This window comes from Prevotella sp. khp7 (assembly GCF_900109055.1).
Lineage (GTDB): Bacteria > Bacteroidota > Bacteroidia > Bacteroidales > Bacteroidaceae > Prevotella.
In genome coordinates this window covers 588,445-604,807 of sequence record NZ_FOIV01000001.1, presented here as the reverse complement: position 1 = coordinate 604,807, position 16,363 = coordinate 588,445, and the positions used below count along the sequence as shown (strand labels likewise).

Annotated in this window: 14 protein-coding genes; 8 read left to right on the top strand and 6 right to left on the bottom strand. The window is 46.3% G+C overall.

What is annotated here, in order from left to right:
- Window positions 1-37 precede the first annotated feature (37 nt).
- Window positions 38-1,063, bottom strand: a complete 1,026-nt coding sequence (mltG, locus tag BMX82_RS02655; RefSeq protein WP_036913674.1) for an endolytic transglycosylase MltG — start codon at window positions 1,061-1,063, stop codon at window positions 38-40.
- A 101-nt stretch (window positions 1,064-1,164) separates the two neighbouring features.
- Here mltG and BMX82_RS02650 point away from each other — a divergent pair, with 101 nt between their 5' ends.
- Together BMX82_RS02650 and BMX82_RS02645 are read left to right on the top strand one after the other, a co-directional pair.
- The gene (locus tag BMX82_RS02650; RefSeq protein ID WP_091765809.1) at window positions 1,165-3,777 is read left to right on the top strand and encodes a 4-alpha-glucanotransferase; all 2,613 of its coding nucleotides are present in this window, start codon (window positions 1,165-1,167) and stop codon (window positions 3,775-3,777) included.
- Between the two features lie 12 nt (window positions 3,778-3,789).
- Window positions 3,790-4,428, top strand: a complete 639-nt coding sequence (locus BMX82_RS02645) for an HAD family hydrolase (protein ID WP_036912963.1) — start codon at window positions 3,790-3,792, stop codon at window positions 4,426-4,428.
- Window positions 4,429-4,436: 8 nt separating this feature from the next.
- On the opposite strand, the gene BMX82_RS02640 is transcribed toward BMX82_RS02645, so the two are convergent.
- Window positions 4,437-5,036, bottom strand: coding sequence for a riboflavin synthase (locus BMX82_RS02640; protein WP_036912961.1), 600 nt, complete (start codon window positions 5,034-5,036; stop codon window positions 4,437-4,439).
- Window positions 5,037-5,339: 303 nt separating this feature from the next.
- On the opposite strand from BMX82_RS02640, the gene BMX82_RS02635 reads away from it, so the two are divergent.
- Entirely contained in the window at window positions 5,340-6,404 is a 1,065-nt protein-coding gene (locus tag BMX82_RS02635) for a UDP-N-acetyl glucosamine 2-epimerase (protein ID WP_036912958.1), read from the top strand.
- Window positions 6,405-6,438: 34 nt separating this feature from the next.
- Here BMX82_RS02635 and rbr read toward each other — a convergent pair whose 3' ends face one another.
- Complete coding sequence (gene rbr, locus BMX82_RS02630) at window positions 6,439-6,981, bottom strand: rubrerythrin (protein WP_091765806.1); 543 nt, start codon at window positions 6,979-6,981, stop codon at window positions 6,439-6,441.
- Window positions 6,982-7,320: 339 nt separating this feature from the next.
- Between rbr and BMX82_RS13145 the strand changes: the two genes are divergently transcribed.
- Window positions 7,321-8,607, top strand: coding sequence for an OmpA family protein (locus BMX82_RS13145; RefSeq protein WP_036912952.1), 1,287 nt, complete (start codon window positions 7,321-7,323; stop codon window positions 8,605-8,607).
- A gap of 53 nt (window positions 8,608-8,660) precedes the next feature.
- Here the strand turns inward: BMX82_RS13145 and BMX82_RS02620 are convergent, their stop codons facing one another.
- On the bottom strand, window positions 8,661-9,692 hold the full coding sequence (locus tag BMX82_RS02620; RefSeq protein ID WP_091765803.1) for an asparaginase: 1,032 nt from the start codon (window positions 9,690-9,692) through the stop codon (window positions 8,661-8,663).
- A 107-nt stretch (window positions 9,693-9,799) separates the two neighbouring features.
- On the opposite strand from BMX82_RS02620, the gene uxaC reads away from it, so the two are divergent.
- From uxaC to BMX82_RS02605, 3 genes are all read left to right on the top strand, one after another.
- Window positions 9,800-11,206 (top strand): glucuronate isomerase, encoded by a 1,407-nt coding sequence (gene uxaC, locus BMX82_RS02615; protein WP_036912946.1) that lies wholly within the window; start codon window positions 9,800-9,802, stop codon window positions 11,204-11,206.
- Window positions 11,207-11,337: 131 nt separating this feature from the next.
- On the top strand, window positions 11,338-12,234 hold the full coding sequence (locus tag BMX82_RS02610) for an RluA family pseudouridine synthase (protein WP_091765800.1): 897 nt from the start codon (window positions 11,338-11,340) through the stop codon (window positions 12,232-12,234).
- The gene (locus BMX82_RS02605) at window positions 12,234-12,389 is read left to right on the top strand and encodes a sulfate transporter (protein ID WP_091765797.1); all 156 of its coding nucleotides are present in this window, start codon (window positions 12,234-12,236) and stop codon (window positions 12,387-12,389) included. The genes BMX82_RS02610 and BMX82_RS02605 overlap by 1 nt, the downstream gene beginning before the upstream one ends.
- On the opposite strand, the gene BMX82_RS02600 is transcribed toward BMX82_RS02605, so the two are convergent.
- Complete coding sequence (locus BMX82_RS02600; protein ID WP_091765794.1) at window positions 12,379-13,020, bottom strand: HD domain-containing protein; 642 nt, start codon at window positions 13,018-13,020, stop codon at window positions 12,379-12,381. The genes BMX82_RS02605 and BMX82_RS02600 overlap by 11 nt on opposite strands.
- Window positions 13,021-13,091: 71 nt before the next feature.
- On the opposite strand from BMX82_RS02600, the gene menA reads away from it, so the two are divergent.
- Window positions 13,092-14,006 carry a 1,4-dihydroxy-2-naphthoate octaprenyltransferase gene (gene menA, locus BMX82_RS02595; RefSeq protein ID WP_091766240.1) on the top strand — a complete coding sequence of 305 codons (915 nt, stop codon included), beginning with the start codon at window positions 13,092-13,094 and terminating at the stop codon, window positions 14,004-14,006.
- On the opposite strand, the gene BMX82_RS02590 is transcribed toward menA, so the two are convergent.
- On the bottom strand, window positions 13,999-16,362 hold the full coding sequence (locus BMX82_RS02590; protein ID WP_091765790.1) for a putative porin: 2,364 nt from the start codon (window positions 16,360-16,362) through the stop codon (window positions 13,999-14,001). The genes menA and BMX82_RS02590 overlap by 8 nt on opposite strands.
- Window position 16,363 lies beyond the last annotated feature (1 nt).

Below are 16,363 nucleotides of genomic sequence, written 5' to 3'. Positions count from 1 at the left end.
TTATCCTGAAAATCCTGCAAAAAAGCCCTACTATTAACTATTTTATACCCCTCTCGTTCAGTGCCTTACTATATTTTGCAGCATTTCTCAGGTGTTCCGAATATGTCTTTGCAAAGTTATGGGTACCCGAAAAGTCTTCTTTTGCACACATATATAGGTAGTCGTGATCTACTCTGTTCAGTACGGCATCGATTCCTGCAATAGATGCAACCTTGATGGGGCCGGGAGGCAAACCTGTGTTCTTATAAGTGTTGTAGGGACTATTATAAAACAACATATCGTGATATATACGGCGCAGGGCGAAATCCTGTAGGGCAAACTTGATCGTCGGGTCTGCCTGAAGTGGCATACCTACTTTTAAACGATTCAGATACATACCCGCAATCATTGGCTTTTCTGCATTGTTTGCCGTTTCCTCGTCAATGATGCTGGCTACAGTACAGATTTCGTTGGGTGTAAGTCCAAGTGCCTGAGCCTTTGTTAGTCGCTCTTTGTTCCAGAAGTGCTTGTGCTCTTTCTGCATACGTTCCATCAGGTGGTCTATGCTGGTGTTCCAATATACTTCATAGGTGTTGGGCACAAACAAGCAGACTATTGTAGCAGTATCATATCCCCAACGCTTGCAGAAAGCTGTGTCTTTTAAGCAAATAGCCAGAGCAGTACTGTCTATCATAAGCTTTTTCGATAATGCTCCCGCCAAACGATCCGTTGTACGACTCTCAGGAATTGTAAGTTTTACGGGCTCCTGGTGTCCGTTCTTTAGATGGCGGAACACAGTGATGGCGCTCTCACCTGGCGCTATGGCATATCGTCCGCTCCGAATGTTTTCTGCATAACTGCTGTGGCGTGCCATCGTTGTAAAGGCCATGATGGTATGCTCGGATGCGATGTCGTTCAATTTGGCACTTACGGAGTCGATGTTGTCGTTATCGTCAATGTAGATGTACTCAATCTTGTCTGATAGTGACAGACTGCTCATAAAGAAGTAGTAGCCCAACCAAACGATACCAAGCAGGCACAAGGCAATTGGTATCAGATAATACTTTCTTTGAATCTTCTTCATTTTCATCATTTCTTCTAAAATTGGTGCAAAGTTACAAAATTCTCTTAATTCTTCACGATTAATATTAATAATTTTGTACCTTTGCATGAAAATCATAGTTTATGAAACTAAAGTTTGCCATTCAGTATGGCACCAAGTGGGGCGAAAACCTCTATGTGTGCATCACGTACAGAAGTCAGGATGGAACAGAAAGGGACGATCGTCTGATGATGCTCACTACCGATGGGTGGCAGTGGGAACTTGAGACGTCAGCCCTTGAGTCTCGCCAACACCCCATAACCTCTTTCTCTTATTATTATCAAGTAGAGGATGCTGATGGCAACGTTCTTCGTAGGGAGTGGACCGCAATCCCGCGAACTTATTATTTTGATTCAACAAAAAACTATGTGCTGGCTGATTTGTGGCGTGAGGTGCCCCTCCAGTATTATCTCTATAGCAAGGCCTATCAGACTACCACCCATCTGTCTCTTGACGAGGAGGTAAAGGCGCTTCGGGTGCCCCTTTATCGCAAAACAATTATCTTCCGTGTCTCGGCTCCTCAGCTTCAAGAAGGGCAGTCGTTGGCTATCATTGGCAATCATCCCGCTTTGGGCGACTGGAATCCTGCACGCTACCTGAAAATGGAGTATGTAGGGCGCTGTGAATGGCTATTATCTGTAAACGTCGACGCAGTATTGCTGCCTATCGAATACAAATATGTAATTATTGATGATGCCACCCATACTTTGATGACGTGGGAGGAGGGTGATAACCGTACTACAGATGGGTTGATGCCTTCTGAGCAGAACGCCGTTCCTGATGGTGTTGTTCTGGTAGTTTATGGTCAGATCTTGAGGGTCAAAGAGCATACATGGCGAGTTGCTGGGGTTGTGATTCCTGTATTTTCGCTTCGTAGTAGTCGTTCATATGGCGTTGGAGACTTTGGTGATTTGCGTCATTTTGTCGATTGGGTTGTGAAGACGGGCATGAAGGTTATACAGTTGTTGCCAGTCAACGATTCCACTGTGTCGCATGGATGGAACGATTCCTGCCCATACAACATAGTCTCAGCCTTTGCGCTCCATCCGCATTATATTGACTTAGAGGCTCTTGGAACCTTGAAAAACAAGAGCAAAATGATAGCCTTCCATCGCCAACGTCAGGAACTTAACAACCTGAGCTATAGTGATTATGAGGCTGTAGATTGCGTAAAGATGGCTTATGTTAAGGAAATCTTCGCTGAACGAGGCCAACAGACCCTCGACTCAAAAGACTTTAAGGTATGGTTTATTGATAATAAAGACTGGCTTGAACCCTATGCTAAGTGGACGTCTGATGATGTTAATATAATTTACTATCTTCAGTATCACCTTCACATTCAACTGAAGGCAGCCTCAGACTATGCCAGAGAGAAAGGCATTTTCATCAAAGGTGATGTGCCTATTGGGGTAAATCGCGAAAGTGTGGAAACAGCTACTCATCCTGAGTTATTCCACATGAATACGCAGACGGGGGCGCCTCCTGATGCCTTTTCGCAGAACGGGCAGAACTGGGGCTTCCCTACTTATAATTGGAGCGAAAGTTCGTTAGTCAGTTGGTTCCGCAAGCGCATACGTTGGATGGAACAGTATTTCGATGCCATCCGAATAGACCATGTATTGAGCTTCTTCCGCGTTTGGGAGATTCCCGGTGATGCTGTCTATGGTCTTTTGGGACATTTTTCTCCAGCATTGCCAATGACTGTGAGCGAAATCGAGTATTTCGGCCTTCCGTTCCATAAGGAACTCTATACCCGTCCGTTTATTAACGATCGTGTGTTGAATCGCCTTTTTGGTATGCATGCTCCTTATGTTAAGGAGACTTTTTTGGTGAGTCGTAGTTATGGATTCTATGATTTGAAGGCCGACTATAACAACCAAAAGAAAGTGCAGGAAGCTTTTGAGGGAAAATGCGATGAAAACAGTCTTTGGATTCGTGATGGCCTTTATCGCCTTATCAGCGGAGTGCTCTTCCTCGAAGATCCAGAGCAGCCAGAGATGTATCACCCTCGTATAGGAGCGTTACACGAACCAGTATTCGATGCTCTGACAGCAGAAGAGAAAGATGCCTTCATGCGTCTCTATAATAATTACTTCTATCAGCGCCATAATTTTTTCTGGGGTAATCAGGCTATGAAACACCTTACTCAGGTGTTTGGCGACACTCGTATGCTCTGTTGTGCAGAGGATCTGGGTATGTTGCCCGATTGTGTGGCGCCTGTGCTCGACAGCCTTCGTATCCTGTCGCTCGAGATTCAGTCGATGCCCAAGGAGAGTGGATTTGAGTTCGCTCATCTCGATGCAAATACTTATCCAAGTGTGGCAACTTTCTCAACCCACGACATGTCGCCTTTGCGCCTCTGGTGGGAGGAGAGCCCTGAGCGCACCCAGCGTTATTATGTTACCATGCTTCAGAAACAAGGGCGAGCGCCTGAGCATCTGCCAGCCCACATGGCAGAGGAAATCATTGCGCGCCATCTCTATTGTCCGTCAATGCTCTGTGTGCTATCTTTGCAGGACTGGCTTGCGATGGATACGGAGCTCCGTTCGAAGAATCCGCGCGAAGAGCGTATCAATGTGCCTAGTGATGCCTTTCATCGTTGGAGATATCGCATGCACCTCACTATTGACGATCTGATGAAGGCTGATAAGTATAATAATAAGGTACATACCATGATAACAAGAAGTAAAAGGTAAAAAAGATAGGAAATGTATTCTACATATATATTTGATTTAGACGGGACGCTGCTCGATACGCTTGGCGATTTGGCTGCGTCTGTGAATTATGCGCTCCGCATGCATGGCATGCCTGAACATACAATCGACGATGTGCGTCATTTTGTTGGTAATGGGGTGCGCCTTCTCATGGAGCGTGCTATCCCTGATGGGGAACAGAATCCTGATTTCGAGGCTACATTTGCTACCTTCCGACAGCATTATATGGAACATTCGCTCGATACCACCCGTCCATACGAGGGTATTCCTGACGCCTTGAAAGCACTCAGGGCTCAGGGCTGTCGCTTGGCTGTGGTGAGTAATAAGATGATGGCTGCCACTCAGGAGCTCTGTCAGCATTTCTTTCCTGATACTATCGAAGTGGCAATAGGTGAAAACGAGGCTGCTGGCATCCGCAAGAAACCTGCGCCAGACACTGTGTATGCTGCTTTGAGGATGCTAAACGTGGGACAGAAAAACGCTGTGTATGTGGGGGATAGCGATGTGGATGTTGAGACGGCAAAGAATAGCGGCTTGCCTTGTATCAGTGTGCTTTGGGGCTTCCGTGACAAAGAATTCCTGATACGACACGGAGCGAAGACTTTCATCTCCGCTCCGTCAGAATTGTTATAGTTGAGGGCCTATAGGCTCTGCAGCCTTGCAATATATTTCCCTAAGATGTCGAACTCGAGGTTGACAACGGAGCCAACCTTAATGTCGCAGAAGTTGGTGTGTTCAAAGGTGTAGGGGATAATCGCTACCTGGAATGTGTTTGAAGTAGGATTGCAAACCGTGAGCGATACGCCATTCACTGTGACTGAGCCCTTATCCACGGTAAAGTAACCCTTTTTCGCCATTTCGCGGTTCTCTGGATATTCGAAAGTGAAGTATATGCTTCCGTCAGCATCGTCTGTGGCGATACACTTGGCCGTCTGGTCTACGTGACCTTGTACGATGTGACCGTCCAATCGTCCGTTCATGAGCATCGAACGCTCCACGTTCACCTTGTCGCCTATTTTCAGCAATCCCAGATTCGTTCTGTCGAGCGTCTCCTTCATGGCTGTCACCACATATGTGCCGTTCTCAATTTTCACGACTGTGAGGCACACGCCGTTATGTGCCACACTCTGGTCGATTTTCAGTTCGTCGACAAACGAACATTTCAGAGTGAAATCTATATTCTCGCGATCCTTATTGATTGCTATAACAGTAGCAAACTCTTCGATAATTCCAGAAAACATAATACCTAATTTTCAATGATAAACAAAAAAGCGGGTTCGTGCCGATGATTTGGTGAAAACTCCTGTTTCACACGATGTGGGTGCTCCCTGCTGTTGTAATCCACCGGCATTGCTGCTCTCCTCGTGGAGGATCATTGTGGCCCGCCATTGGCAAGGGAAACGGTCCCGATGATTTAATTAATGTAGAGTATCCCGATCTATGCGGCACGACCCGTATTCTGAGTGCAAAGTTACTAAAAAAATCCGAATAACCTAATATCTTGCGGATTTTTTTTCTATCTTTGCACCATAAAAAATATAGCTATGGATAAGACGATATGTATTCTTGCAGGAGCAAGACCGAATTTTGTAAAAGTTTCGCCTTTGGTGCGTGCCATTGGCCGTCGTAGTGATGCTAAGTGTTTGCTGGTATATGCGGGATGTGAGGACGATCCTACGTTGGAACCCTCGCTCTTTGACGATCTTCAGATAGAACGCCCTCAGTTTTTCCTAGGTGTTTCGTCTACAAGTCTTAACGAGATAACCAGTCAGGTGATGGCCGCTTTCGATAAGTTTCTTGACGAGCATCCTGTCGATGTGGTCATAGTCGTCGACGATCTGGCTTCTACGATGGCTGCCGCTATCGTCACTAAAAAACGTGCCATCCGTCTGGCTCACCTCGTTGCTGGCACGCGTTCCTTTAATATTAATATGCCTAAAGAGATTAATCGTCTGGTGATTGATGCACTGAGCGACTACCTCTTTACCGCTGGAGTGAAGAGTACGGGTGTTGCCACTCGTGAGCAGAGCGACGCTTCACAAACTTATATGGTAGGCAACATCCTGATGGATACGCTCCGATTTAACTACGATCGTCTGAAACGACCTGCCTCGCTGCCCGCCTCGGTACAGGAGGGTGACTATTTGGTTTTCACCCTTAATCGCAAGGCTCTCTTGGCTGATACAGACAATCTGCAGAAGATGCTACAGGCGATGGTTGAGGCTGCTGGAGATATCCCCGTCATTGCGCCTTTGCGTGGGTTGGCCCGTGATAAGGTATGCGAACTGAATCCTGATATTCTAATTATTCCGCCTTTGAGCTATCTTGAGTTCGGATGGCTCACTGCTCATGCTAAAGGTATCATTACCGACTCGGGCAACGTGGCTGAAGAGGCAACGTTTAACAGTATACCTTGTATTACTCTCAATGACTATACTGAGCATCAAGAGACTGTTTCTGTGGGCTCTAACGTTCTCGTGGGCGAAGACCCTGTAAAACTTTCCGCGTCTGTCGCTCAGATGGTGCGTGGCGAATGGAAGCACTCTGCGCTACCAGAACGTTGGGACGGGCGTACTGCCGACCGCATTCTTCAAATCCTTCTATCATAAAAACTCCCCTCCTGACTCAGGAGGGGAGCTTGTTTTAATAATTCTCGGCCTTGACCTGGAAGTAGGCCTGCGGATGGTTGCAAACGGGGCACATCTCGGGTGCCTTCTTGCCAATTACTATGTGTCCGCAGTTAGAACACTGCCAGATAACGTCGCCGTCTTTTGAGAATACGCGTTCCTTCTTCACGTTGTCGAGCAGCTTGCGATAGCGAGCCTCATGCTCCTTCTCAATCTTTGCCACGCCCTCAAACTTGATGGCAATCTCTTCAAAACCTTCCTCGTGAGCCTCCTTGGCCATGCGGTCGTACATGTCGGTCCATTCGTAGTTCTCACCAGCGGCAGCTGCCTCCAGATTCTCCTCTGTGCCCTTAATGCCACCGCCCTCCAAGTATTTGAACCACAGCTTTGCGTGCTCCTTTTCGTTGTTGGCAGTCTCCTCAAAGATGGCTGCTATCTGTACGAAACCGTCCTTCTTTGCCTTTGATGCCCAGTAGGTATACTTGTTACGTGCCATGCTCTCGCCTGCAAATGCTTCCAGCAGGTTCTTCTCTGTCTTTGTTCCTTTCAAATCTTTCATAAATGTACTTTGTTTTAGTTTTGCGCAAAATTGCATTGTCACGTTGCAAAGATAAGCAAAATCCTCCACTCTGCCAAATAATTCAGCCAAGTAAATTCTTAAAAAACAATAATGGAAGCACAAAGGGACTTTCCTCGGAGTAAAGTCCTGCTTTCATTTGGCGAAACCCATGCTTTCCTCCAGACAGAATCTTTTTATCCGTTGCAGTGTTGCAACGCTGCAACGGATTTTTGAGGAGTAAGACGAAAAAAAAGTTGTGATTTCGTTTGGTGATTTCGGATATTTTTCGTAAATTTGCAATTAATATATACAATTTATGAACCTAGAACAAAAGAGCGTATGAAAAGACTGATTTTGATGCTGATGATGGCGATAGCTTTCTCGGTAAACTCCGATGCCCAGGGATGGTTGGGTAAGCTCAAGGACAAGGCTGTGGATGCAGCGAAGAACGCTGTGGAGCGTAATGTAGAGAGAAAGGCCGATAAGGAGGCTGATAATGCTTCTGACAAGGTGCTTAACGGTAAGAAGCAAGGCAAGAAAGGGAAGAGCTCAAAGTCTGACAATGATAGTGATGAAGAGGTTGATGACACTCCTAATGCCGTAGGTCAGAACCAAAAGAGTGACTTCGTCCGTGGTAGCGTGATTCTTTTCGAGGATGACTTCGCAAACGAGCAGATGGGTGAGTTCCCATCCAAGTGGGATATCAGCGACGGTAGTCTGGAGGTGGCGTCTGTCAACGGCAAGAAGTATGCGCATAGCAATGCTTCAGGAGGTACTATATTCTCTCCTCTGATGGAGAACATGAGGTCTTATCTGCCTGATGTCTTTACCCTCGAGTGGGAAGAGTTTATGTGCAAACCCGGTGATATAGACCAGATGGCATGGCATATCTATTTCTATCAGGGTGACGACGAGCTTGGCAATATCTATAAGATGTTCCGTCCAGGTAGTCCGGATGTTTATGGAAACTATTCGTTTAAGAAGGGTGGCGGCGCTTCAGGCAATGTGACTGGTGATTTGAAATGGGAAGATATGGAAGAATGTGTTAAGTTTGGACAGTGGAACCATTTCGCTATCTCGTTCAACAAGCGTGCTTTCAAATACTATATCAATGGACAACGTGTCATCAATCTGCCTAATGTGGCTGCTCCCAGTCGTTTCGAATTCCATGTCCAAGATGGATACCCGTATCGTGGCGTGGGCCATGTGATTCTCGCTAAGGGCGCTGTAGAGCTCTATCAGCGTCAGACCACAGATCTCAGTGCCGTTGAGAAGGCTATAGCAGAGACTGGAAAGTTTGTGACGAACAACATCCTCTTCGAGACGGGCAAAGCTACGCTGAAGCCAGAGTCGATGGAAGAGATTCAGAAAGTTGCTGACTATATGAAGAAGAACCCTACGGCTCGTTTTGAGGTGCAGGGCCATACGGACAATCAAGGTAGCGACAAAATTAACGATCCGCTCTCGCAACAGCGTGCAGAAGCTGTGGTTAAGGCGTTAGAGGGATTAGGTTGCGATGGCTTCAACCTGCGTGCTGTAGGTAAGGGTAGTCATGAGCCTGTAGCTGACAACAAGACTGACGAAGGCCGTGCCAAGAACCGTCGTGTGGAGTTTATTAAGAAATAAGAGTAATATTATTAAAATAAAAATCCCCTCTTAAAAAGTATGAGGGGATTTTTTTATACGGAGATTTCTCCTCTGAGACTCTGACTCATGAATTTGCGAACTGTTTCTGGATCGTCGGGATAGTGGCTTTGTAGGAACATGAGTTTAGTGACTGCGCCCTCTACTGTAGAGTCGCGCCCGCTGATAACGCCTGCCTCCTGAAGATGCCATCCACAATCGTAACGACTCATCTCTACGGCTCCCTGCATGCACTGACTGATGTTTACAATCACCTTGCCGTTGCGTGTGCCTTCTCTCAGGGCCTTGAGCAACCATGTCTTCTGAGGCGCGTTTCCTGAACCAAATGTACGCATCACGATGGCCTTTAGGTTGGGCGTATGGATGATATGGCGTATCAGATCTTCGCGGATACCTGGGAAAAGCGAAAAGATTATCACGTTGTTATCTAAGCGGAAATGGGGCACCATTGGCTTCGAGAAGTCGGGTTTCAGGATACGGTCGCGATGGTAAGTAATATTGACACCAGCCTCTACAAGATGGGGGTAGTTGAACGACTCGAAAGCGTTAAACTCTTCAGCGCTCTGCTTGGTGGTACGATTACCTCGAAGCAGATGACCGCCGAAATAGATACCCACCTCGGGCACCATAGCATGACCCTTTTCATCCTTGGCTGCTGCTATCTCTACAGCTGTGATGAGATTTTCCTTGCCATCGGTACGAAGTTGGTCAATGGGTAGTTGCGAACCTGTGATGACAACGGGTTTTGTCAGATTTTCCAGCATGTAAGAGAGGGCCGACGCGGTGTAGGCCATCGTGTCTGTACCGTGAAGCACCACAAAGCCATCATACAAATCGTAGTGGTCAGCAATGCAGTGACTCAGGTCGGTCCACATGGCTGGCGACATGTCACTCGAGTCGATGGGGGGATTGAACTGGTATGTATCTATCTGTATATCAAACTGTTTTAGCTCTGGTACATTTAGTAATAGATGCTCAAAGTCGAAAGGCTCAAGGGCACCGGTCTGCGGATTTCGGTTCATACCGATAGTACCTCCAGTGTAAATGAGTAGTATTCTGCTGCGCATAGAAAACGTTTACGTTTTGTTTTTTGTGCAAAGTTAGTGTTTTTCTGCGAATAATTTAGTATCTTTGCACAAATTTTTAAAGAACCGATAAAACAAACTATCAAATTATGAAGCAATTCAACGACGATAACTTTGTTCTTGAGACCCAGGTGGCTCAGGACTTGTATCACAACCATGCGGCTAAGATGCCCATTATCGACTACCATTGCCATCTGATTCCGGAAATGGTGGCCAAGGATCATAAGTTTAAGAGTATCACTGAGTTGTGGCTTGGTGGTGACCATTATAAGTGGCGTGCTATGCGTACCAACGGTATAGAAGAGAAATATTGCACGGGCAAGGATACTACCGATTGGGAGAAGTTCGAGAAATGGGCTGAGACGGTGCCTTACACTTTCCGCAATCCACTGTATCACTGGACACATCTGGAACTGAAAACCGCTTTCGGCATTACCAAACAGCTCTCTCCGAAGACTGCTCGCGAGATTTTCGACGAGTGTAACGAGAAACTTCAGAAGCCAGAATTCTCTGCCCGCGGACTGATGAAGCACTACAACGTGGAGTGTGTCTGCACCACTGACGATCCTATCGACGATTTGCATAGTCATATAGAGTATGCAAAGCAGAAGGCTGCCGACGATCCTGTTATGCTGCCTGCATGGCGTCCCGACAAAGCCATGAACATCGAGAAGCCTGAGTTCTCGAAATATATTGAGCAGCTGAGTGAGGTTTCGGGTGTGACCATCACCAAGTTTACTGATATGATAGACGCTCTTCAGAAACGTCATGACTTCTTCGAAGAGCAGGGATCTAAGTTGTCTGATCACGGTATCGAGGAGTTCTATGACGAAGAGTACACCGATTCGCAGATTGAAACCATCTTCGAGAAGGCCATGCGTGGCTTACAGCTCTCACAACTTGAGATTCGTCAGTTCAAGAACTGCTTCCTTACGGTGATGGCTGAAATGGACGCGGACGCAGGATGGACACAACAGTTCCACTATGGAGCCATTCGCGACAACAATACTGCGATGTTCAACCAACTTGGTCCTGACACGGGCTTTGACTCTATCGGAGAGTTCAATACCGCCAAGGCTATGTCGAACTTCCTGAATAGACTGAACTCGAAGGGTAAGCTTACGCGTACCATATTATATACGTTGAATCCTTGTGCCAACGAGGTGATTGCTACCATGCTGGGTAACTTCCAGGGTGGTGAGCCTGGTAAGATCCAGTTTGGTTCAGGCTGGTGGTTCAACGACCAGATGGATGGTATGGTTCGTCAGATGAACGCCCTCTCCGTATTGGGATTGCTGAGCCGCTTCGTTGGTATGCTCACCGACAGTCGCTCGTTCCTAAGCTATCCACGTCATGAATACTTCCGTCGTATACTCTGTAATATGCTTGGTAATGATGTGGAGAGAGGTCTGTTGCCTTGTGATATGGATATTTTGAGTCGTATGGTAGAGGATATCTCGTACAACAACGCAAGACGTTACTTCAAGTTCTATTAAGCAAGAGCAGAATCATGCTTGCACGAATTCTGCCGAGCGTGTAAGAACTCGAGCAAAGTTCAAGTTCTACTAATAAAAATAACCGCAGATTTCTTTGAATCTGCGGTTTTTTTATTAATTTTGCACCCAATATGAGATATAACGCAGGATATAATCGTGAGGGCGACTACGAACACTATACTGTGTCGGAGCCGATGCCGCTATTGGAGTGGCTGTTGAAGAACGTACCACAGACGAAGACCAAAATCAAGGCCACGTTGCAGGGTAGGGGAATCAAGGTGAATGGTAAGACTGTGAGCCAGTTCGACTTTCAGTTGGAGCCTGGAATGAAGGTTGCTGTGAGCAAGACCAAGCGCAATCAGCAAGGATTCAAGAGCCGCTATGTCAAGATAGTCTACGAAGACAAGTGGCTGATTGTGGTTGAGAAGGCTGTCGGAATTCTCTCGATGGCTGCTGGTCACTCTTCGCTCAACGTGAAGTCGGTGCTCGACGATTATTTCAAGAAGTCGCGTCAAAAGTGTACGGCCCATGTAGTGCACCGTCTGGATCGCGATACCAGCGGACTTATGGTTTATGCCAAGGATATGGAGACGGAACAGATATTGGAGCACAACTGGCACGATATCGTCTATGATCGTCGTTATGTGGCTGTCTGCTCTGGTGAAATGGAGAAGGATGAGGGAACTATTGAAAACTGGTTGAAAGACAATAAAGCCTACATCACCTATTCTTCGCCTGTAGATAATGGTGGTAAGTTGGCTATCACGCATTTCCATGTATTAGATCGTACTACTGAGCATTCGTTGGTCGAGTTCAAACTCGAAACGGGGCGTAAGAACCAAATACGTGTTCACTCTGCTGACATGGGGCATCCTGTGTGTGGCGACCCAAAATACGGCAATGGCGACGATCCAATCCATCGTCTTTGCCTGCACGCTTGGTTGCTCTGTTTCCATCATCCTGTAACAGGTGAGCCCATGGAATTTGAAACTCCAGTTCCTACGGATTTTAAGAAACTATTCAAATAATGGATAATATAGGATATTATATCTTTGTGCTTGTGGCACTGATTGTGGCTTTCCTTGTGGTGAAGAAAGTCGCATCGTGTCTTATCAAGTCTGCTGTTCTGATAGTGCTGGTAGTGGCTTTGGCCACCATTTACTGGCTCTACTTTATGAAATAGAGATTTCTTCAGCAAATATCTGGTCGAACATTTCGCGGAGTTTCTTGGGTTGTTCAATCATGTTCTGCAACTCTGCAAGCTTTTTTGCGTTGGGCGAGTTCGGAATCCATAGCTTCATATAGCCATCTTTCGAGTATTTCTCGTTCATGTGGTCCATGAAGCGCTTCCAATGTCCTTCCTTGTCGAGTTCTGGATAGTTAGCCATGCCAAACTGAATGGTGCGACGGATAACTATCTGAGGATCAATGTCACGATCGGCCTCGGCTACAATCTTACCATAAATGCTACGAGGAGCCCGACTGGCAGAAGCGCGATGATCCTCTACGGCCTCTTTCATAATCTTTATCTGTTCGGGTGAGAACCATTTTTTTAGGCGGGCGTCACGCTCAAGAATCTTTCCTCCTATGATATGATGGCTGGCTCGATGACCGCTCATACCTAGGTCGTGATAGGCTGCAATAGTGTAGGCCATATCGATGTCGGCTCCGGTAATCTTCACTAGTTCAAGCGAACTTCGGATGACACGAGTAACATGTTCCATGTTGTGGGCACGGTCAAAAGCAGCGTATTGCGGAAGTATCTGCGTCTCGATAAACTCAACTAATTCTAAGTTTGGGGTATTGTTAATCATAAAAAGTCTTTATTTTTGTTTGCAAATTTACGAAAAACTATGTACTTTTGCAAATAAAAATAGAAAAAATGATGTCTGAAGAAAGAATTATTAAGACAGATTCTGTTAAGGCGTGGCTTTTGGCAGCACGTCCGAAAACCCTTACGGGTGCCGCTGTTCCTGTAATGATAGGGGTGGCTTTAGCTTGGGTTGATGCCAAGCTGTATGATGGTGAGGCATTCAACTGGGTGGCTGCTTTGCTTTGCCTGTTATTCTCATTTTCCATGCAGATTGATGCAAATTTTATCAATGATTTCTTCGATTTCGTAAACGGTACTGACGATGTTGAGACGCGCCTGGGACCTCGCAGAGCTTGTGCTCAGGGATGGGTGAGACTCGATTCTATGAAAAAAGCCATAGCCCTGACCACTTGTACAGGTTGTATGATAGGTCTGCCTCTGGCTTGGTTTGGTGGAATGGAGATGATTCTGGTGGGGGCGCTCTGTGTGGTGTTTGCCTTCCTTTATACCACTTTCTTCTCATATCAGGGTTTGGGCGACCTGCTGGTGCTTTTGTTCTTTGGCATCGTGCCCGTTTGCTGCAGCTATTATGTGCAACTTCACACCATTACGTGGCAGGTATTCCTGGCTTCATTGGCATGTGGACTTGTAATCGATGCTTTGCTGATAGTGAACAACTTCCGCGATAGGGACAACGATTCCCTGGCTGGCAAGAACACCATCATTGTTAAACTCGGAGCTCAGGCTGGTCTTCAGCTCTATTTGGCTGTAGGTGTTGGCGCATTGATACTAGGAGGTACATTTTTGTTGAATGGCCATCTGCTGGCTTTTATCCTGCCATTCATCTATTTCGTGCTTCACATCTTCACGTTTTTGAAGATCAAGCGCATCTATCAAGGAAAAGCGCTGAATCTCTGTTTAGGAGAAACAGCGCGTAATATCTTCATCTATGGGCTCTGTGTGAGCGCAGGTTTGTTGCTTAGTTGAAGAACGGCCAAGATACGCCAAAGTGGAGTACTGAACCATTCACGGGATAGTGTGGGGTGAGGAATTTCATGTGGTTACCAGCTCCATTGAGTACGTTGGTCATTACAAGAAAGAAACGTACACCCTTCAATGACATGTTGGCATAGACATCCATGAATGGATAACCACCCATTTCCACGCGACTGTCTTCGTTCTGCTGAATGGCAAACTGATTGAGTCCTGGACAGAAATCGGGGGCGTTATACTTGGTGAAATATGTTACGTCAGTTCCTAACTCAACACCCAATACCTTAGCTATGCGGAATTTTAAGTAGAGGTTAGAGAAGAAGTTCCAAGTGGGCAGAGGAAGCACCTCTGACTTACTGCTGTTCTGATAGGTAATCACGTTTTCCCAATTCAGAGGTCCCAAGCGGAAGTTCTGGTGCAACTGAGCTATCAAGACGTTGATGTTGCTTGATTCCTGATAGGTGCTGGCTGTCATGTGTGTGCGTCCGCTGGTGGTTGCATCGTAGCTCATACCAAAATAGGTATAGTTCTTGATGTTGTCCATTGCCACACGGATCTGGGTGCTAGTCTTGGAATAAGAGAAAATTCCCTCAATGCGGGTGCGCGTCTCCCGTTTCATATCATCCTCTAAATCCCACCAGAAGTGTTTGGAATGATATTTCGACACAAAGAAAGCTGGCCCCACTTTATGCATATAAGCTTTAGCTGCCAGTTGAACGGAATCTCCAAATAAAGGGAAGTTGAGGTCGGCATTGAAGTCGAGTTTCAAGTCACCGCTATTAGGACCTCCAACCCAAGCTTCTGCTTCAGCGCTGAAATGTAGAATCTTGCCTTGGGTTTTGCTGAATACACCACCCACGCTGAGATCGTTTTCCGTCCATTTTCTTATCCTAGATATCTTGGTTCCCTCTACAAGGTCTGGCATCTGGTAAGTGCACATGTCGTAGCTGATAAAACCTTTCAGTCCTGCCTTTACGTATTTGTTGAAGCCTTCAAGCAGAGCAATGCCAAAGGTATTTTTGATTTGCGTGAATTTTGTCTGGTCGTATATGGTATCGTTGCCATACTTTGTGCCTTGGTCGTAGTAACGCCTCAGATAGTAGTCCTCTGGAGTGTAATACGACTGGTATATATGATCGTGTTTGTTCAACTCAAAGGTGTGGATAAAGCTAGTTACAGGCACGTATTCACGCTTCATCGTGGCATTGATGGAGTCTTGAATGGCTTGCAAACGATTCAGGCTGTCAATTGCAGCCTGACCGTTTACCTGAATGCGGGTACTATCGGTGGCGGCCATATTGAGTGAGTCTTTCTGGGGCTCCTTGCCCATGACGATGGCACCGTCGGGGCGACCAGTAGGCGCTTTGATTTCCTTTCGCTTACTATCACGACTAGGGGGCGTGCTGTTGCCGTCTTGTTTGTTTAGTTCATCTTCTTCATGCTGTTTTCTCGACTCCTCAGCAAATTTACGAGCCTTGATTTCCTCGTCTGTCATCTTTACCATGCGATAGAAGCCAACGTTGTAGCGATGACTCAGATAGAGGTGCTGATGGTTATTACGGTTCCAGTTGGATGAGAGCACGGTAGGAATTTCGTTTTCTGCATAGTTGTCTTGGAACGACTCAGGATGGGTGACATATTCGTCATTGGCGATACCGCCATTCTCTGCCGTTTTTTGATGGGCGGCATTGAAGAAGAAATGCATTTGGTAACGATCACCTTTATAAGAGGAAAATAGTGTGCCATTGAAGTGGGAAACGCTCTGATTGCTGTAATAACCACGTGCGTAGGCATAGTCGAGATCGAAACCAAAATTCAGACGTTTGTTTGCATTGACAGAGAATTTTGCATCGATATGGTCTTCACCATTCTGTTTGTTTCCACAATTGTCGTAAAGCACACTAGTGTATGGCGACAATGTGTTGAAAAACAGGAAGGCTTCAGGCTCCTTAGCCACGAAACTATAGGGCTGGGTGAAGAAGAAATTGTTAAACTCGGGTCTGTCAACGAAGATACGACTCTCGCGAGCAGAATAATTATTACCTATGGTGTTGTAGTCGCCATAGAAACCTGTATTCAGCGTGGCGTTAGGAAATAAGTGTGGCAGGGTGTCTGGCTCAGCGGGGATAATGTCGCCAAGTCGACGATCGATGTTCCACACATAGAATCCCTTAGGAATCTCCTTGTGCTGCTTGGTCGTGTCGTTGTTGTGCTTGTTGAAATTGTTATTCTCGCTGCGCTGGGTGATGGTGCCGTTCTCGTCTATCTGATTATAAGTACGAGTATTTTGCGCACTGACCTCTGTCAATACCAGCATCAGCAATAGTAGCGTAGATAATGTTTTCCTCATA